This window comes from Roseofilum halophilum BLCC-M91 (assembly GCF_030068445.1).
Lineage (GTDB): Bacteria > Cyanobacteriota > Cyanobacteriia > Cyanobacteriales > Desertifilaceae > Roseofilum > Roseofilum halophilum.
Map to the genome: position 1 here is coordinate 17,183 of NZ_JAQPOK010000130.1, position 18,441 is coordinate 35,623.

Genomic DNA, 18,441 nt, shown 5'->3' on the forward strand with positions numbered 1-18,441 from the left:
TGTCCGCGATCTGATTTTATTTGCAAGTAAAATAAAGGTAAGCTTAATATGATCGAAAATCCAGATATTTCTATTATTATTCCCACATTCAACCGCCAACAGTTGTTAAGCCAAACCCTAGAGTCAGTACAAGCACAAACTTTTGAGAATTGGGAAGCCTGGGTGATTGATGATGGATCTACGGATGGGACGGAACAATATGTAACGGATATGGAAGGGCAAGATGGGCGCATTCATTATGTTAAGCGCGATCGCCCCCACCGTGGCGCACCCGCTTGTCGCAACCAAGGCGTTGAACTCGCCCAAGGAGACTATATCATCTTCCTCGATTCCGATGACTGTCTGGCTCCCAGCGCCCTAGAAAACCGTTTTCAGCACATGGAACAACACCCAGAACTCGATTTTGGCGTGTTTGGCTGCATTTTATTTCGCGATCGCCCCGGAGATACCCCCCTACTCTGGAATGCCGTCACCCCAGAAAACGACCTCGATCGCTTCTTAGCCAACGACGTACCCTGGCAAACCACCAGTCCCATTTGGCGCAAAACTGCCCTAGAAAAACTAGGATTATGGGATGAAACCCTAATTACAGGACAAGATTGGGATCAGCACCTACGAGCCTTAATCCTCAATTTGAGCTATCAATATTTTTCTCCCCCAGACTGTTATTGGCGAATGCCCCATACCGATACCATTGGCTCCCAATCCAAGGCAAAAGGAGACTATTTAGACTGCCGGGAAAAACTATTAGAACTGGCACAAAATCGATTAGCCTCAGCCCAGCTATTGACTCCCAAGCGACAACAACTGCTCAGACAATGCTATTTCTGGCTCTCAGACACTTGGATTGATTACACTCATAAGACACAAGCCTTTCAGGTTTGGCAACGCTGTTATCACAGACAGCTCCTCGATCGATCCCTCCATAGCCAAGGATTGAGATACCTACAAATCATTGCCACTGTTCCCCCAGCCGGGCGGCGAGTCGCTCGCAAAGCTATCCGGGAATGGGGAAATCCGGCGATCGTCTTCCATTGGCCCAAAACATTCCGCAATACTCCCCTTGAATCTAAACCATCCTAGACATAAGCATGATGATTTTTAGCCTCTAAATCCTCCAAATTAATCACCGATAATTTTTCCAGGATATAATTTTGTTCTTCTGGATTAAACAACTCATAAAATTTTTTGCCATTAGCACTCTTAATCGGAGCGCCCACAGACGCTTTCCACGTTTCATCTGGCCGTACCACTTTCTGAGCCGTTTCACCATAAGCAGTCAGCATCACCACATCAAACTCTAAACCCAGAAAACGACAAAGTTGAATTAAAACTTTTTCCGGATCAGCAACCAATTGTTCATAACGAATCAGTAAATGATTCGGCTTATGTAAATGATCGCTAGAAAACTGCACCGAATCAATCCAAGTTTTCACACACTTATCAATCGTCCAAGGTTCTCCCCAAATATCTCTACGTTGGTGATTGTGAGAAACATCATAAAGAGAAGCCACCACATCCCCACCATTGCGGATCAAATGGATAAACTTAGTTTCAGGAATTAAATGCTCAAAAAGCTGAATATAACGAATATGTTCCGGCGACTTTTCCAGCCACACTAATTTACCTTGTGCTTCAGTCGCTTTATTGAGCGCTTCTGTAAATACAGAAACATATTGACCGATAAACAAAGGAAAAAGCGAAAGTTTAGACTTCAATTCTGCCTGCCCAATTTCCTCTAAAAACCAATTCAGTTGTTTTTTTCCCTTAATTGAAGCTAAACCCAATGAACGACTGAGATATCGAATCCTCAGATTTTGAAATAAATGAGACTCAGGAAATGAAGCAATTTTTGGGTGTGCCCCCAAAAGACTCTGTAAAAGAGTCGTTCCCGAACGGGGGCAACCTCCTAAAAAAATAGATTGAGTCGAGTACATATCCATCATATCACTCCTCATAATTTCCACGATCGCTTGATAGCAAAGACTGGGACTTAACTAAAGCTTTTTAATCGTAGCTACGACCCAATTTTCATCATAATAACACTGAACTTCTGCCTGGAAGCCAAAAATCTTAGTAACATCATGTTTAGCAGATTGATTCCAGATCACAAACTTTCCATTTTGCTCATCAAAATTCCATTGATGTAAACCTTGATATTGCTCTTTTTCCGCTTCATTTTTGTGATGCATTAATACAACAAAACCATTTTTCTTGGCGACACAAAACATATTTTTGACCACAGTCAAAGGATCGTAGCTATGGTCTAAAGCATTTCTGGAGTAAGTAATATCAAAGCTTTCCGCAGAAAATAAATCCAATAGCTTTTCTCCCACTCCAAACTGGGTTCTCACTGGAGGAGTAATATTATGTTTGTCCAGAATCACATCATACTCACGAGCTAAAGGATCAATAGCCGTGATCTTCAGTTTTTGATCCTTATAAACTTTGCCCAGTGGCGTGAACGGCCCAGCTCCAACATCAAGAATCGTAAACCCTTCTGCTTTCGACTCCAAGGTATCTAAACATTTGGCAACTTCCGGTTGCAGAGGCAAATTTGGATCGAGTTTTTCCTTGTATTTATCCTGAAATTGACCCAACCCCTGAGTTGCTATATATTCATCCCAAAATTCCACTTCACTGCCTTGAGATTTTTCCCATAATTTTTCTGTGGGATAAAAACGATTTCTAAGTTTTCGGTAATTGAGGGAAACTTTACGAGAAAACCAGGGAATGATTTTGGTGATATAGTTTGTTGTTGACATTGTATTTTTCCTCTTAGGTGAATTTTTATTTAATTCTATCATATTTAATGAATATACGCCACTCTAATCTGATAAAGAAACTCTATATTTAATTAGATTTTTTAGGACGAATTAACTCTAAAATTTGTTGCAATAAATCAGGAAACAGTATTCGTATAGTCAGACCATAAACAATAGGTGCAGTAATTAAACAAATGGCTAAGATTGAATACAGATTCAAATAAGGATATAGAATTACTTTGGTGACCAGAATAATAATCACCATAATTACGGTAGCAACCCATGGAGCCATCAATTGATTGAAGTAAGTTTTGATATCAATATTGAGTAATTTTTTGACCATCCAAATAAAGGTAGGTAAAGGAATAACATAGCCACGAACCACAAAAGCAGTTGCAACTGCTACAATTCCCCATGGAACAACAATCATAAATGCAGTAATATTAGTCACAGCATTGAGAATATTGACTCTTAAAGCCCAGTCTGGTTTTCCCAGAGCTAGGATAATATTCGTGTTAATACTCCCTAAAGCATGAACAATACCAATAAGCATTAAAATTTGCATGACAGGTATACTTGCTGTCCATTGAGAACCAAACATGACAGGTATAAGTTCTGGTGCTAAACTAGAGAGTCCACAAAATATCGGAAAGGAAATAAGAGCTGTAAACTGGGTCGCTTTGTAGAAGCCTTGACGCAGCTTTTCTGGTTCTGATTGAAGCTTGGAAAAAGCAGGAAGCGCGACTTGGGTCATAGTCGTGATCAAAATGGTTATAGTACGCAACAGACGATAGGCGATCGCATAATATCCTAAAGTCACTGGGCCCAAAAAATATCCGATCAAAAAATCATCTGCTCGTTTATTAAAAAATCCCAGAACTTTAACCCCTAAAATATTCACTCCAAAACCAAATAGTTCTTGAAAATGTCGTTTAGACACTTTCAAGCCAGGTTTCCAATCGCTCACCCACCACAACACTAAGACTCCAACAACTTGATTAACTAATCGCTGTCCAACTAAGCTCCATACTCCCCACCCCATAATCGCCATGACTATACCCACAATTCCACCAGCTAATTGAGCCACTAGAGATCGTAAAGACAACTCTTTAAACAAAAAATTACGAGTAAAAATAGCCTGCTGAATACTATTAAGAGCTGATAAAGTAAAGGCAATAGACAGCCAACGAATAATCGGCGCTATATCTGGCTGTTGGAAATTAGAGGCAATCCAATCAGCACCAGCAAGACTCATTCCTGTTAGACTAACACTAATTCCTAAATTAATCCAAAAAGCAGTATCAAGATGCTCAGGATCGAGGGTTTTACATTGCACAATTGCTTGCGTAAAACCTTGGTCAGTAAAAACCTGCATAAATGCTAAAAAGACATCCGCCAAGGCAATTAGACCAAAAGATTCAGGTTCTAGCAAACGAGCTAGAGCAAAAAATACAATAAATGAGACAAATTGGTTGCCCAATTTTTCAATTGCTGACCATATAACCCCTTTAATAGTTTGTTTTTTTAAGTTCATAATTTTTTTGAAACCCGTATTTTAATCAGGTTGGTATAAATTCATAATCGATCATCTTAACATAAGCTTTTAAATTTAAACGATTATACTCTCTGTTTCATTTTATCGGTAGAAAATAAGCAGAAGTAGTCCGGACATATTTTTATTTGTACAGCGATTTATTAAGTCCAATCTCTCTGGGTTAAAAAACTTAATAATTTTGCCCATGATTAATTATTTTGAGTATAATAGACCATAATCAATTCTATCCCATTATTTAAGCATGACCAACAAAACTTTTGAACACACCGCCGAGCAAGTGTTGTTTTTTTTACATATACCAAAGACAGCAGGTAGCACATTACATAAAATCATAGAAAGACAATATTCTTCCAATAAAGTGTTTACAATTCATGGTGTTAATCCTCAAAAACATATTGATGAATTTAAAAAGTGGACTCCTTTAGATAAAAACAGAATAAAAGTTGTTAAAGGACATATGAACTTTGGTCTTCATGAGTCCATAGAACAACCAGCTACATATATTACTATGCTACGGCATCCAATTGATCGAGCAATCTCTACCTATTATTACGTTCTGCGCTCTCCAAGTCATCATCTTCATGAATATGTTACTTCCAAAAGAATCAGCCTTAAAGATTTTGTTTGTGATGGTTTATTTACTGATATGGATAATGGTCAAACTCGGCGGATATCCGGAGTATCTGTTGGCCAATTCTCTGGCTATAAAGAAGTAAGGTTTGGAGAGTGTTACCCTGAATTATTAGAACAAGCAAAACATAATATCGATCGATATTTTGCAGTTATTGGAATTCAAGAAAAATTTGATGAATCATTATTAATGATGAAGAAAAAAATGAATTGGAAAAACTGTTACTATGTAAAACAAAATGTTTCTAGTATACGAGTTAAGCAGCAAGAAATTAGTGAGGATTACTATTATGCGATCGCTCAATTCAATGACTTAGATATGAAACTTTATGAGTTTGTAAAGAAAAAAATTGAACAAGAGATACTTGATGAAGAAAATTCCTTCAAAAAAGATTTAAATAACTTCCATTCTTACAACAAAATCTATGGAAACATAGTTCAATCTATTTCTATTCCTCGCAATTACTTACGAAGTTTTAAGAAAAAATTTAGTTCAACATAATCGATTTTTTGGGAGCTTGATTAAAAGACTGAGAACCTTTTGACAACTCATAACTGATTCGACAATTAATTAAGATATAAATAAACCAAATCAGCTTTGGCTGAAACAAGCTACTGACTGTAATATTGGGAATCAGCATCCAAGTTAGAATGAGAGGAGGCACTAAAGACTCAGGAGATGAGCTACTAATCATATACTTTATGCAGATAGAAAGAGTGATTACAAAAGCAAATAAAAATAGAATTAATCCCACTAAACCAAATTCTAAAAAAAGTTCTAAAAAACCATTATGAGCATGAGGTGGAACCCATCCGTTGTCTGACACAATTCCATATGCAGGATTATCTTCTCCACGCCAGTCTTGCCAAAAACTATGACTGCCATAACCTAAGAAGGGACGTTGAAACCCTTTCTCTATCATTTGTGGCCAAACAATAGTTCTTCCAGTTAATGTTGGATCTTTATCTAAAGAGATTAAAAGATCGTTCCAATTTTCTACTACAACAAAACCGATGCAACTACCAATTAACATAAACATTAACACCCCTGCAAAAGCAGCTTTGTAGGGAAGTGTTTTTAAAATTCTTAAACATCCTAACAATATAAGTAAGAGAACAATTAAGATAAAACTGGTTGTAGAGTTTGTATTTTGTCTAACATAAAGTGAAAATAGAGCAAAAAAAATCGCCATCCAACGTTGCTTGGGGTAATGAATTCCATGAAATAACCAGAGTGTAATATTTAAAGCTAGAACCACTCCTAATCGATTCGGATGGCCCATCACCCCTTTCCAACCTTTATCGATTACACCGATAGAAGGTTGAGTTAAAGCATAAAAAGCGCTTAATATGGAGATTGCTGTTGTACTCCATCGTAAGATACTAACAATTTCTGTCCAAGAATATTTTTGGCAAACCTGAGTCGCAATTAATGTAACTTGTAACACCACTAATTCATATTTTAAAGCATAGATAGGAGTGTCTGACCATAGAATAGAAAGTAAAGAAAGAATCATAAAAATACCTAAAAAAAAGTTATTAAATAGCAAAAGTGAACTTTGAATTAGATATTTAAACCAAAATCTTAATAAGAGAATAGAAGCTGAATAGTAACCAATATTCAGAACTAATTGGATTGGCCCTAAGTTTTGATTAAGTAATTGAGAAGGTTGAAGTAGTGAAACCGGATAAACTTCAAAATCACATAGTGTGATAATAAACAAAAAAGTAAAAAAATATGCTGCATTTTTTCTAAATAATGATGATTCACTCCAGTAAAATATCAGGATGAAGTAGACCACAAAACAACTTAAGATGGGCATTAAGATCAATGGATCTAGTATAATTTCTTTCATGTAGAGTTTGATATCTTTTAGATCTAAGCTATCATGTCAGATGTAAGACACTTTATTCCAGGATAAACAGCGTGGCATATTGGATATTGAACAAAGGCATGACTATCCTAACGCTCATCACATTCCTTATTTTGCCATACCCATCAATAGCTCAAGGACAATACTCATCTAAAGTCCAAAGAAACCAGTCTAGATTATCTCAAGTCCCCATAGGATCGGGTGTCAATACCAGTGCTTATCGCTTAGGAGTTGGCGATCGCATCCGCATCGACATTTTAGGATTCCCTGAATACGGGGGAGAATATTTGATTGCTCCCAATGGTATTATACATCTACCCTGGATTGAAGCAATATCAGTCCTAAACCTGACTCAACAAGAACTTCAGGAAAAAATCACCACCCAGTATGCTGAAATTCTAAAACGTCCTTTCGTTACTGTCACGGTTACCCAAGTGAGACCTGTAACGATTACTATCACTGGAGAAATTAATCATCCGGGTGTCTATCCTATCGATCTCAATATCGGTCTAGGGGCACAACCGAGATTTCGCTATCCGACGATACCAGAAGTTCTTACAGCAGCCGGAGGCACAACTTTAAGTGCTAATCTCGATGAAATTCAAATTCACAGATCTCTTTCTGGTAACCAGAAACAAGTTATTCCCATCAATCTTCTACAACTTTTAAAAACAGGTGGCGATATGGAGTCCCTGGTGCTTCAAGATGGTGATTTAGTATTTGTCCCTACCGTTGAAACAATCAATCTTTCATACATTCCTCAAGTGGCAACTCTTAGTTTTGCTACACCCGTTGATAAACCCCGAAATGTTACCATTATTGGAGAAGTAGCAACACCAGGAAAATATGCCATCATTGGGGGAGAGTCTCGCTCAGAACTGAGGACAGGTGGATTACCAACTGTGAGTTGGGCCATTCGTAGTGCAGGTGGGATTACACAATATGCTGATCTGCGTAACATTACAATAAACCGACAAACTAAAACAGGAAAACCCATAAATTTTAATGTCAACTTGTGGGATTTTGTCCAAGGAAAAGATTTATATCAAAACACGATACTTCAAGATGGTGATACTATTATTATCCGGCCTGTTGATTCTATTGACTTTGAAGAAGCAATAGAAATTGGTCAAACTAATTTATCTCCTGAAAATATACGAGTTTTTATTGTTGGAGAGAAACCCAATAACTTGACTGGTATAACACGAGAAATTAGATTGCCCTTAAATACACCGATGAATCAAGCTTTACTGGCAGCAGATGGCTTTATTGATCGCAGAGTTCGACAGACTTCAGTAGATTTAGTTCGTGTTAATCGTGATGGAACGGTATCTAAAAGTCAAATTTTTATTGATCTTTCTGCTAATCTCAATGATCGGACGAATCCTCCCTTACAAGATGGTGATGTTATTATTCTCAGTCGTTCAGGACTAGCTAGATTTATAGATTTTGTGACTACAGTCGATCGAGTTTTAACATTAGTTGAACCTGTACGGGAATTCGCTAATTTACTCGAAATATTAGGGTATATCAACAATCGCTAAGAGTCACATTGAATTTTATTTAAATATAAGTTATTTTGAAATATCGGAGTTGTGATGAATTTCAATCACTCAGAATATACAGATAGTTATAACTCTAAAAAAATACCTGATTATATAAACGGTTCAAGTGCCAAGCCAATGGAAAATCAGGAAAATTCAGAGTTAAATTTTAATTGGGTATTAGCGGTTTTTCGTCGTCGCCTTCCAATTATGGCAGTTGTAGCCTTCGGTGTGACTGCATTAGCAGGGAGTTTAATTGTTAAGCAGTCTCGTCAAGTAGTTCCGGTTTATGAAGGCTCTTTTCGTCTGTTAGTTGAACCGGTTACTGCTGAATCAAGAGTCGCTCGCCTATCTTTACTTTCACAAAATACAGAAGATGTTGTTCAACAAGGAAGATTTAATATTAGCTTAGTTGATTATGAGAGCTTAATTCGAGTATTAAGTAGTCCTCAAATTATCAATCCATTGCTCCAAAAGATTAACGAAAAATATCCAAATATGACTTATAATGGTCTCCTAGGGAAGTTGTCAACCAAAAGAGTGACTTATGAAAAAGATGCTAAAACAGAAGGGACATCATTAATCCGAGTGAGCTATCAGAGTTCAGAACCGGAAAAAATAGAATTTGTGTTAGATATTTTATCTCAAGGGTATATTGATTATAGCATTCAGGAACGGAAAGCGAGTATTCAGCAGGGGATTGCATTTATTCAATCAGAGCTTCCTGAACAAAGAAATAGGGTGAATTCGTTACAAGATAAAATTCAATCACTACGCCAAAAATATGACATAATCGAACCTATTTCTCAAGGTCAACAGCTTTCAATTAGACAGAGAGGACTAGAAATAGAACGACTCAATGTAGAAAGTTCATTAAGGGAAAAGAAGGTTCTTTATGAGTCAATACAAAAACAATTTGATAATGGTAATTATGTTTTTATTTTAAGCAACTCTCCCAACACTTATCAGACAATCCTCAAAAATGCTCAACAAGTAGAGTCTGATATTGCTACTCTTTCTAGTCAGTTGAAGGAAGATAGTATACCTATGCAAACTTTGAGGGAACAAAATCTGGAATTAACTTTAAGATTGCGCGAACAAGCTCAGGCTGTTGTTTTTCAAGTTGGGAATGAAGTGCAAGCACTAGAGGCTAAACTACAAACATTAGTTTCTGGTGAAAATACTCTCAAAGAAGAAATAGAAATTTGGCCTTTAGCAACTCGACAATATGATGAACTTCAAAGAGAACTCGAGTTTGCGATAGAACACTATAAAGAACTTTTGTCTAAGTTAGAATCTTTACAAATTGATGATGCTCAAATCCAAATTCCTTGGCAAATCATCGATCCACCAAAAGTGATGAGTAATGCGGAAGGAAAGCCAGTTTCTATGGCAGTTAAAGAAACTCGTAAGAAATTGGCTGTGTTAATGGTTGTGAGTACACTTTTAAGTATCGGTGTAGGTTTCTTAGTCGAGGTGTTGATCCCAGTTTTTCATACTCCCGAAGAAGTAAAATCTTTTACAAAATTAAATTTGTTAGGTGTTATTCCCTTAGCACCTAGCTTGAAAAAAGTGCAAACTAAACCTATTCGTCATTATTTCACCAGTCGATCAACTTCTGACTTTACACCTCTACTTATCCAGCCAGAGTATAGTGCTTCTTTCTTAGAATCTTTTCGTTCTCTGTACACGAATATTGCTCTGATGGGCAAAAATCAACCGATTCGTTCTTTAGTTGTCAGCTCTCCTAGCACGGGTGATGGCAAGTCTACTGTTTCTATGCATTTAGCTCAAACAGCAGCAGCAATGGGCAAGCGAGTTTTATTGGTTGATGCAGATTTAAGGTTACCCCAACTTCATCAAGCATTGGGTTTGCAGAATCAAGCCGGATTGAGTGATACGATCGCCAACTATATTAGTTTAAATGAAGTCATCCAACAATCGGATCTAGAGGAAAATCTGTTCTTTCTCAGTGCAGGACAAACGGTTCCCGATCCCATTAAACTGTTGTCATCGCAAAAAATGCAGTATTTGATGGGACAATTACAAGGCTTTTTTGATTTAGTTATCTATGACACCCCACCTTTAGTCGGTTTAGCGGATGGACATCTTGTGGCAGCACGGGTGGATGGCGTGATTTTGGTTGTCCGACTTGCTAAAACGGATCAATCCCTGGTCAAAAAATCCTTAGAAGAATTAACCATCTCTCATGCTAGAGTCTTAGGGGTGGTGGCCAATGAAGTCAAAAGCTCTGACTCTATCGCCATGAGTGCTAATCGGCAGTATCGCAATTCTTCTTCTTCTCTATCGTAAGCGAAAAATAAGCCCCCTCTTAGAGAACAGGGGGCTTATTATAAGGGTCATTTAGTTATCTGATGGAGTTGATTCCGATTGGGATAGCTCAAGCTCTCTCTATTTGGCTTGACGTTTGCGTAATCCGAAGGCAGTCATTCCGGCTAACAAACCTAGACCGAGAATACTAGAAGGCTCAGGAACATCTTCAATTACTTGATTGAACTCTCTCATCCGGAAGTTCACACCGTCACCTGAACTGTTGGCATAGTCCATGCCCAACTTGAGAGTAATTGAGTTGACATCAAAGAATTCCAATGTGTTCATGGTGGAATCACCTCGTGCATCACCAGCAGCATCATTCAACAATCTCTTTTGGCTGGTGTCACCATTGACAGAAAGTACCCCAGTTTGGTTCTGACGTTCAGAATCGAAGAAATCGATGGTTAATTTATCCAGAGTTTTGGTGAACACGAATTCAAATGTACCAACTTCAAGCATTCCTCCTTCTTCGGCTGGAGCAACGGGGCGGAACCAGTACCCTTCATGATTAGTTCCTCTGTCACCATTAGAAAACTCAACTGTTTCTGTGCCGTTGGTGTAGGTGTTGCGGGTTTCCAGGGTATCCAAGAACAGGCGGCTTAACTGAACTTCCCCAGTTTCTGCATCTTCCCAAGGTAGAGCAGTTACACTGTCTATAAAGCCAACTGGCATAGTATGGCATTCTTCCAGGCAACCAAAGCCAGTATCAAATTCACCTTCATAGGCAAAGGGGTTGGCGGAGGCTGAGGGCGCGAACATACCAGCAACTAGGGCGGAGGTTGCAACTCCGGCTGCTACTGTGCTAACTCTTTTAGTGATTTGAGATAAAGATTGAGATTTCATGGTATTCGGTCTCCTAGAACTGTGTGAGCTGATTAAGTTTGTATAGTCTTTTCTTTGCTTTCCTCTACGATAGCCCCCTGGGACAGGTCTTCGCATCAGAGAGATTGGGGATTTTTGATTTGAAGTTCCGATGTAGAAGTTGGTTGGCTTCTGAGTGTGCTTAAGTAGTTGTTGTGGAAAAATACTGAAGTGAGGGGTCAATCACCCTAGGTCGCTTGGAATTATCCGTATAAGTGAGGAGAGAATAATGGATTTCAGACGAAAATGCCCCATTGATGGGCATGAGGAGGTTGGGAAGAAGCAGAAGTTTATGGAATAAGTCCCAAAAGATGATGACTACTGGTGAATAATGGCTCGCACTCTATAGATGGGACGGTTTTGAGATTCATGGTAGGTTCGCATCAGGAGTTCTCCGAGCAGACCGAAGCAAAAGAGCTGTATCCCAGTCAATAGAAGGACGACGACTAAAATGAGTAGGGGACGACCACCGATATCTTGGCCAAAACCGAATTTGAGGATGGTGAGGTAGATTCCCAATAGAAATCCGAGAAACAGGGAGAGTAGGCCCATGGAGCCAAAGATATGCATGGGCCGGGTGAGGAATTTTTTCATAAACCAAACTGTGAGCAAATCCATTAAGACTCGGAAGGTGCGGCCTAGGCCATATTTGCTTTTGCCGTACTGCCGAGCATGGTGGCGTACGGGTATTTCGGTGATTCTGGCTCCTTCGATAAAGGCTAGGGCGGGTAAGAAGCGGTGGAGTTCTCCGTAGAGGTTCATGTCGGCGACGACTTCGGCGCGATAGGCTTTGAGGGAACATCCGTAGTCATGGAGTTGGACTCCTGTGACTTTGCCGATGATCCAGTTGGCGATTTTGGAGGGTAGGAGGCGAGTGACTGCATCATCTTGCCGTTGTTTGCGCCAACCACTGACGAGATCGTAGCCTTGTTCGATGGTTTCTAGGAGGAGGGGGATGTCGGCGGGGTCGTTTTGAAGGTCGGCATCGAGGGTAATAAAGATATTACCTTGGGCGTGTTGAAATCCGGCGGCCATGGCTGGGGTTTGACCGTAGTTTCGGCGGAGAATGACGGCTTTGAGATGGGGGGTTTTCTGGGCGAGTTGGGTTAATAGTTCTGTGGAACCGTCGCTGGAGCCGTCATCGACACAGATGAGTTCGTAGGTGCGTTGGGTTGTGGGGAGTATTTTGGCGATCGCCTCTACCAGCAACGGTAAGCTTTCGACTTCGTTATAAATGGGGGCGATGACGGAAATTTCGGGCTTAGGAGCGGTTTCAACGGTGGGCAGAGTTGGGAAAGCGTTCATAGGATTAGGGGTTCTTGAGACTAAACTGTTGATAGAGCCAGCCGAGTAGAGCGCCGATCGCCTCTGCTAATACACTAATCACCCGATATAAGGCGACTCCACTGAGGATAATAGCAGGTGGATAGACTCCATCCAAGAGGGCGATCGCTGTGGCTTCAAAGACTCCCAAACCTCCAGGTGCGCCGGGAATGACTAAACCGAGTAACCAGGCGAAACTAAAGGCACTGATAAGTTGAGGGACTTGTTCTATTTCTATGGTTGATAGGGCGGATAGGGCAAATAAAAATCCGAGTCCGCGAATCAACAGAAATCCCATTTCACCGAGTAAGGGTTTTAAGGGATAGCGTTTTAACTGCGCTGAGGGTTGCTCCTGGGCTGCGAGTTCTCCTTTTGCTTTCTTTTTGGAGAGAAAAGTGAGGATAGGATTCAATATCCGAGGATGAACCCCTATCAAGACGATGACTAAAGTTACTCCTTGCACCAGTCCTCGACTTTGGGGACTCGCACCTGCGGCTAATATGAGGGCAGAAGCTGCCATCAGCAGGGGTTCCATGAGGGTACTGAGGATGGCGATCGCCCCTGGAACACCCACACTTTGAGCAGCTCGAATGCGACCATAGAAATGCCAGACATTACCGGGCAAATATTTACCAATATTGGTGATTAGATAGGTTTGAATGCTCCAAAGGGCTTTAACTCGTTGGTTAAACTCAGCTAAAATCCATCCCCAGATCCAGCCTGACCAAATATGGGCGATGATTGTAATCAGAAGGGCGATCGCCAAACTAATCCATCCCCAGCCACTGATGCGAATTGCCAGCACTTCCTGCCAATGATCCTTAAATGCCTTGGCCAGAAAAAACAACGCCACCCCCACAATAAACCATCGTAGGTAAGGTTTTAAGATTGAGAGTAGGCGTTGCATAAAAGATTTCATCGTCTCAGATTTAGACCCAATTTAAACGCCATAACCAATTCAGACCAGTACGCGGATTTTTGCTTTCACTGACTGGCTCTAAAGCCAATTCATCAACCGACTGAATTTGTTTCATCAGGTCTGGAGAAGGATCGTAGAGAAACAGATCCTCATCCCCTTTGGGAACTTGAATCGAATCATCATCTAGTAACCATACCTTTATTTTCGGATCGAGTCTATAGCTAAGAACTCCCAAACGCATTCCTGGATGACTTTTCGTCATCAGCAGAGCGTTAGGACTATTATTGACAATAGCCGTCACTTCTAAACTGTGAGCATCAGCCCGTTTATTCCACCAATCTTGAGATTGGGAACTTAAGCCACAAGAAATAATCCCCAGAGAGAATAACACAATAGTTATCATTTTCCAGAGATTCGCTTGATATTGCTTAGGAGAATAAATTTGAAGGGACAAAAGATAAGCGACTACCAGTTGCATCCCTAGAAACGTGGGAATAATATAGCGTTGAATATTGGATCTCGTAGACCCAGTAACCAAATCTGGGATGGCCAAAACTAACCAGGGAATAACCACAAGCGTCAACACAAACAAAAAAGTTCTTCTCTCTGTAGTTTTCTGAGTAAAATACAAAGCATAAATCACTAAAGCCACCACACCAAGCAGCACCGGAATAAACAACTTCAGGGCTAGTGATGCCGTATCTGAACTCAAGCCAAAGTCCACAAACTGTCTAGCTGTATTCCCCAGCCAACTTTTAAGATAAAAACTCAGGGGGGGTTTCCCCGATTCTGCTTGCCAAGTTGCTGTATTTTGAATCGCATTGAAGTTCATCAAAATCACAATAATCCAGGGAGTAAAAGCTAGACATCCTATGAGATTTGTTATCAGATAGGGCTTCCATATTCGCGTCCATCGAAATCGCTCTAACCACAAAACATAAATTCCATGGGCAAATAAGACTAAGGCAAAGAGAAGATGGGTATACAATCCTAACGCAATACTAGCGGCATAAATACCCCAACTATACCCATTAAGTTTTCTCCAGGTAGGGGATTGATTTTGTAAGCGTATGGCTCTTAAGAGAGCGGCGCTAGAAAATAAAGTTACCACCGCCAATAAACTATATTGTCTCGCTTCTTGGGCATACAAAACTTGAAAGGGAGAAATGGCAAGCAAACCCATTGCCATCCATCCCGTTATGGAGGATTCAAATAACTCCAAACACAACCAATACACACCAGGGAATGCTAACAAGCTAATGACTGCTGATAGGCTACGGGTTACTGCCACGGAGCTGCCAAATGCTTCACGCCAAAAACGAAGCATGACAAAATATAAAGGGGTATGTTCGGCATTATTAGCTAGGGCTTGGGCAACATCTGAAAAGGGGCGCTCTGGACTAGGGTTATAATAGCCTTGAATATCTTGTATGGTCAGAACTTGGTTTTTCGGAATAATTTCTACTAATTCGGGTGCTGAATAGCCGGAAACTCTCAAAGCGGTAAAAGTTTCATCCAACCAATAGATTTTGGTGTCCAGATGATAAAAACGAAAAAAAATACCTAACAGGATACAGACGGTAATGAATACCTGTATTGTCTTTTTCATAGTGGACTAAAACTCAAAATAGTCTTTTAGTTTTGAATTGTGATTAAACACATACTCATAAACTTGGTTACCATACTGTTCCTTAAATTGTTCTCTCGTTCCTTCATAGTTGTCACTGCGACTAATCACCCGTGGATCGTGATAGGTTTTTTTCTTCACTTCTTCCTTAGAGACTTGTTGTTGAATGTCCTGGAGTATTTGCGGATCTAAAGTTTGACCAAAATGAGCGGTAACCTTAGAAAATTCGTCAGCTATATTTTTCTTCAGGTTCTCATATCTGAGGATGGTTTTTTTCTCACTGGTGGTTTCTTCTATGAGCCATTTACTCAGATGCTTGGCATACAACGTTGACCAATATTCAATCCGGCTCAGATCGCTGGTGCTTTCCTGATAAAAGTTTAATTGGGAATAAATGGTGGGAACCGGATCTCGGTAGAGATAGATGACATTTTTACGATAGACATCCAGATCGAGATCGTGGGTATGATAGGTCATGAAATCTTGGCTATCTTTAAAATAGAAGGCTCGCACCAGAGAAGGACGCTCAAAATATAATTCCATCATCAAGCGCATCCAATGGCTTCCGGTTCTGGGAAAACTGACAAAAAAAGGGAAATCAGGATCGCTGGTGAACTTTTGAATTAGTTTTTCATCTCTAATTCGTTTGGATAAATCTTGATAAGAACTGGGATCGGTAATCAGTTGCTTTACTAGCTGCATGGCTCGACCGATCATGATGATTGACTCCTGTTTTGATTAAGTATTCCAAGAAATGAAAAAAACTCACTCGAATCTATAGCGATCTGTAGTTCCGATCTAAAGAAAGAATATAGATTTTCTATACGGAAGTGAGTAGAGTACCCTTATAATAGTGCTGATATCTATGCCATGGCAAGCGATTGACCAAAATGTTATGAATTGTAAAACAATGGCAGTCTTACTGACGTGCCACAATCGGAAAGATAAAACATTAAGGAGTTTAGACTCGCTTTTTAGTCAAGATTTAGCCCCTGATTTTTCTTTAGTCGTATACTTAGTCGATGATGGCAGTACGGATGGCACGTCAGAGGCGATCGCCAAAACCTATCCTCAAGTCAAGATCCTACAAGGGGATGGTAACCTATTTTGGAACGGAGGAATGCGGAAAGCCTTTGCTGCTGCTCTGGAGGTGAGCCATGATTATTATGTCTGGCTCAATGATGACACGATCCTGTACCCCCATAGTCTTAGCACCCTCTTGAACACTCATCAAGACGTGAAAGATCGCGGCCAACCCCGCTCTATTATCGCCGGATCGACCCAAGATGAAGATACCCAAGAATGGACGTATGGAGGATATCGGCAACTCGGATGGTGGTATCCTCCCTTTAAGTGTTCCCCCGTCAAACCCACAGATAGCCCACAAGAGTGCGATCTCATGTGTGGCAATATCGTCTTAATTCCCCAAGAAGTCACTGCTGTGGTGGGCAATCTCGATCCGGCTCTTACCCATTATGCGGGAGATTGGGATTATGGCTTGCGGGCCAAACAAAAAGGATGTAGTGTTTGGATTACACCCGGATATTTAGGAACCTGTGCCAGAAACCCCAAACCCGATCCGGCCAATACTCCCAATGTAAAACAAGGGTTAAAAAATATTGAGAGACCCAAAGGTTTAGCCCTACAAAGTGTTACCCTACAACCTTGGGAAGAGTGGAAAATTCTCATGCAACGGCATGGGGGAATTTTATGGCCCATTTTTTGGATTTTGCCTTATCGGAAATTACTATTCCCACAGTTTTTCGATGGCAACCGGGATGCTTAAATTCTGAAAAACATTAATCCTTTATTTCGACTAACTCTTTATGGATCGCCAAAAATCTTATGGAAACTCGCATTGCCTGGTTAGTTCCTGCCGTGAGAAGGGGCGCTTATTGGCAACCGGTTTTAAGAGAATTCACAAAAATTTATCCGCAAACAAAATTTTACACCAGTCAGACTTGGCCGGGATTCGATCCAGATGCTCCGGGAGCGAACGTTATTACCCTGATTGGCAAATATCGTTTTCAGGAAACTAAAACAGTAGAATCTGGATATAATCGAGGGATTATTCTTGTCTCGCCAACTGTGGTGTTTCCGTTACTCAAGTATAAGCCCCAGGTGGTTTTTGTTAGTAGTTTCTCCATCTGGACTGTATTAGCGATCGCCCTCCAACCCATGGGCAAGTGGAAGCTGATATTAGTCTATGAAAGCAGTTCTCCGAATGTAGACTTTCGCGATAGTCCTCTGCGGTCTAATTTACGGCGCTGGATGACTCAATTTATGGATACGTTTATTTCTAATTCTCGCCGAGGGAAAGACTATTTAGTGGAAATTTTAGGGGTAGATGCCAACAACATATCCGCCCGCCCCTATATGGTTCCCGATACTCAGACCCTGTTGCACAATCGTTCAGAGGATCAATCTCAATCGTTAGCGCTCAAATCTCCGATTTTCTTATGTGTAGGGTTGCTTGTCCCACGTAAGGGAGTAAAATATTTATTACAAGCTTGTGCCATTCTGCGCGATCGCGGCTATTCTGAGTATAGTCTGGTTTTAGTCGGAGATGGAGAACAGCGAGCCGAATTGGAAGCATTTGTTAAAGACCATCAGCTCGAACAACAAGTGACGTGGACGGGTTGGTTAAATTATGGCGATTTGGGCACTTATTTTAATGAAGCAGATGTGTTTATCTTTCCCACCTTAGAAGATACCTGGGGTGTGGTTCTCTTAGAGGCCATGGCCTTTGGCAAAGCGATTGTTTCCTCAAAATGGGCTGGCGCTTCGGAAATGGTGGTTGAAGGAGAAAATGGCTATGTCATCGATCCCTATGAACCGGAAAAGTTTGCTGAAGCCATGATGAAACTAATTGATGATCCAGAGTTGATCCAAAAAATGGGACAAAAATCCCAGGAATTAATGGCCGAACATAATGCCGAAAAAGCGGGATTGTTTTTAGCGAGTCAAGTGGAGAAAGTGCTGGGAAAACAGCATCAAACTTAGAGATAA

The 18,441-nt window shown here is 40.4% G+C and carries 15 protein-coding genes; 6 read left to right on the forward strand and 9 right to left on the reverse strand.

Annotated elements, in window-relative coordinates; all coding sequences use genetic code 11:
* Positions 1-48 precede the first annotated feature (48 nt).
* Positions 49-1,083: a glycosyltransferase family 2 protein gene (locus PJF56_RS17005; RefSeq protein ID WP_283763888.1), complete on the forward strand. Its 1,035-nt coding sequence runs from the start codon at positions 49-51 to the stop codon at positions 1,081-1,083.
* On the opposite strand, the gene PJF56_RS17010 is transcribed toward PJF56_RS17005, so the two are convergent.
* The 3 genes from PJF56_RS17010 to PJF56_RS17020 are packed head-to-tail and all read right to left on the reverse strand — an operon-like array spanning position 1,080 to position 4,299.
* On the reverse strand, positions 1,080-1,943 hold the full coding sequence (locus PJF56_RS17010; protein WP_283763889.1) for a sulfotransferase family protein: 864 nt from the start codon (positions 1,941-1,943) through the stop codon (positions 1,080-1,082). The two genes, PJF56_RS17005 and PJF56_RS17010, sit on opposite strands and share 4 nt — an antisense overlap.
* A gap of 54 nt (positions 1,944-1,997) precedes the next feature.
* Positions 1,998-2,807, reverse strand: a complete 810-nt coding sequence (locus PJF56_RS17015) for a class I SAM-dependent methyltransferase (protein WP_283763890.1) — start codon at positions 2,805-2,807, stop codon at positions 1,998-2,000.
* Positions 2,808-2,853: 46 nt separating this feature from the next.
* Positions 2,854-4,299, reverse strand: coding sequence for an MOP flippase family protein (locus PJF56_RS17020; RefSeq protein ID WP_283763891.1), 1,446 nt, complete (start codon positions 4,297-4,299; stop codon positions 2,854-2,856).
* A 262-nt stretch (positions 4,300-4,561) separates the two neighbouring features.
* On the opposite strand from PJF56_RS17020, the gene PJF56_RS17025 reads away from it, so the two are divergent.
* Positions 4,562-5,452 carry a sulfotransferase family 2 domain-containing protein gene (locus PJF56_RS17025; RefSeq protein WP_283763892.1) on the forward strand — a complete coding sequence of 297 codons (891 nt, stop codon included), beginning with the start codon at positions 4,562-4,564 and terminating at the stop codon, positions 5,450-5,452.
* Here PJF56_RS17025 and PJF56_RS17030 read toward each other — a convergent pair.
* Positions 5,439-6,806, reverse strand: coding sequence for an O-antigen ligase family protein (locus tag PJF56_RS17030; protein ID WP_283763893.1), 1,368 nt, complete (start codon positions 6,804-6,806; stop codon positions 5,439-5,441). The genes PJF56_RS17025 and PJF56_RS17030 overlap by 14 nt on opposite strands.
* A 71-nt stretch (positions 6,807-6,877) precedes the next feature.
* On the opposite strand from PJF56_RS17030, the gene PJF56_RS17035 reads away from it, so the two are divergent.
* Positions 6,878-8,368 (forward strand): polysaccharide biosynthesis/export family protein, encoded by a 1,491-nt coding sequence (locus tag PJF56_RS17035; protein ID WP_283763894.1) that lies wholly within the window; start codon positions 6,878-6,880, stop codon positions 8,366-8,368.
* 54 nt (positions 8,369-8,422) lie between these two features.
* A complete protein-coding gene (locus PJF56_RS17040) occupies positions 8,423-10,681 on the forward strand; it encodes a GumC family protein (RefSeq protein WP_283763895.1) in 2,259 nt (752 codons plus the stop codon).
* Positions 10,682-10,780: 99 nt separating this feature from the next.
* Here PJF56_RS17040 and PJF56_RS17045 read toward each other — a convergent pair whose 3' ends face one another.
* The 5 genes from PJF56_RS17045 to PJF56_RS17065 form a co-directional block, all read right to left on the reverse strand.
* Positions 10,781-11,545 carry an LEVG family PEP-CTERM protein gene (locus PJF56_RS17045; RefSeq protein WP_283763896.1) on the reverse strand — a complete coding sequence of 255 codons (765 nt, stop codon included), beginning with the start codon at positions 11,543-11,545 and terminating at the stop codon, positions 10,781-10,783.
* A 336-nt stretch (positions 11,546-11,881) separates the two neighbouring features.
* Positions 11,882-12,868, reverse strand: coding sequence for a glycosyltransferase family 2 protein (locus PJF56_RS17050; protein WP_283763897.1), 987 nt, complete (start codon positions 12,866-12,868; stop codon positions 11,882-11,884).
* A 4-nt stretch (positions 12,869-12,872) separates the two neighbouring features.
* A complete protein-coding gene (locus PJF56_RS17055) occupies positions 12,873-13,793 on the reverse strand; it encodes a lysylphosphatidylglycerol synthase transmembrane domain-containing protein (RefSeq protein WP_283763898.1) in 921 nt (306 codons plus the stop codon).
* A gap of 22 nt (positions 13,794-13,815) precedes the next feature.
* Entirely contained in the window at positions 13,816-15,414 is a 1,599-nt protein-coding gene (locus tag PJF56_RS17060; RefSeq protein WP_283763899.1) for a glycosyltransferase family 39 protein, read from the reverse strand.
* Between the two features lie 6 nt (positions 15,415-15,420).
* Positions 15,421-16,149, reverse strand: coding sequence for a sulfotransferase domain-containing protein (locus PJF56_RS17065; RefSeq protein ID WP_283763900.1), 729 nt, complete (start codon positions 16,147-16,149; stop codon positions 15,421-15,423).
* Between the two features lie 193 nt (positions 16,150-16,342).
* Here PJF56_RS17065 and PJF56_RS17070 point away from each other — a divergent pair, with 193 nt between their 5' ends.
* Together PJF56_RS17070 and PJF56_RS17075 are read left to right on the forward strand one after the other, a co-directional pair.
* Positions 16,343-17,218 carry a glycosyltransferase family 2 protein gene (locus PJF56_RS17070; protein ID WP_283763901.1) on the forward strand — a complete coding sequence of 292 codons (876 nt, stop codon included), beginning with the start codon at positions 16,343-16,345 and terminating at the stop codon, positions 17,216-17,218.
* A 59-nt stretch (positions 17,219-17,277) separates the two neighbouring features.
* A complete protein-coding gene (locus PJF56_RS17075) occupies positions 17,278-18,435 on the forward strand; it encodes a glycosyltransferase family 4 protein (protein ID WP_283763902.1) in 1,158 nt (385 codons plus the stop codon).
* Positions 18,436-18,441: the final 6 nt, after the last annotated feature.

What these genes read in the sequence shown, in the direction of transcription:
- PJF56_RS17060 (WP_283763899.1), bottom strand. Translation starts at nt 15,414, where the DNA reads ATGAAAAAGACAATACAGGTATTCATTACCGTCTGTATCCTGTTAGGT.
- PJF56_RS17010 (WP_283763889.1), bottom strand. Translation starts at nt 1,943, where the DNA reads ATGGATATGTACTCGACTCAATCTATTTTTTTAGGAGGTTGCCCCCGT.
- PJF56_RS17055 (WP_283763898.1), bottom strand. Translation starts at nt 13,793, where the DNA reads ATGCAACGCCTACTCTCAATCTTAAAACCTTACCTACGATGGTTTATT.
- PJF56_RS17075 (WP_283763902.1), top strand. Translation starts at nt 17,278, where the DNA reads ATGGAAACTCGCATTGCCTGGTTAGTTCCTGCCGTGAGAAGGGGCGCT.
- PJF56_RS17005 (WP_283763888.1), top strand. Translation starts at nt 49, where the DNA reads ATGATCGAAAATCCAGATATTTCTATTATTATTCCCACATTCAACCGC.
- PJF56_RS17040 (WP_283763895.1), top strand. Translation starts at nt 8,423, where the DNA reads ATGAATTTCAATCACTCAGAATATACAGATAGTTATAACTCTAAAAAA.
- PJF56_RS17070 (WP_283763901.1), top strand. Translation starts at nt 16,343, where the DNA reads ATGGCAGTCTTACTGACGTGCCACAATCGGAAAGATAAAACATTAAGG.
- PJF56_RS17045 (WP_283763896.1), bottom strand. Translation starts at nt 11,545, where the DNA reads ATGAAATCTCAATCTTTATCTCAAATCACTAAAAGAGTTAGCACAGTA.
- PJF56_RS17025 (WP_283763892.1), top strand. Translation starts at nt 4,562, where the DNA reads ATGACCAACAAAACTTTTGAACACACCGCCGAGCAAGTGTTGTTTTTT.
- PJF56_RS17015 (WP_283763890.1), bottom strand. Translation starts at nt 2,807, where the DNA reads ATGATAGAATTAAATAAAAATTCACCTAAGAGGAAAAATACAATGTCA.
- PJF56_RS17020 (WP_283763891.1), bottom strand. Translation starts at nt 4,299, where the DNA reads ATGAACTTAAAAAAACAAACTATTAAAGGGGTTATATGGTCAGCAATT.
- PJF56_RS17065 (WP_283763900.1), bottom strand. Translation starts at nt 16,149, where the DNA reads ATGATCGGTCGAGCCATGCAGCTAGTAAAGCAACTGATTACCGATCCC.
- PJF56_RS17030 (WP_283763893.1), bottom strand. Translation starts at nt 6,806, where the DNA reads ATGAAAGAAATTATACTAGATCCATTGATCTTAATGCCCATCTTAAGT.
- PJF56_RS17050 (WP_283763897.1), bottom strand. Translation starts at nt 12,868, where the DNA reads ATGAACGCTTTCCCAACTCTGCCCACCGTTGAAACCGCTCCTAAGCCC.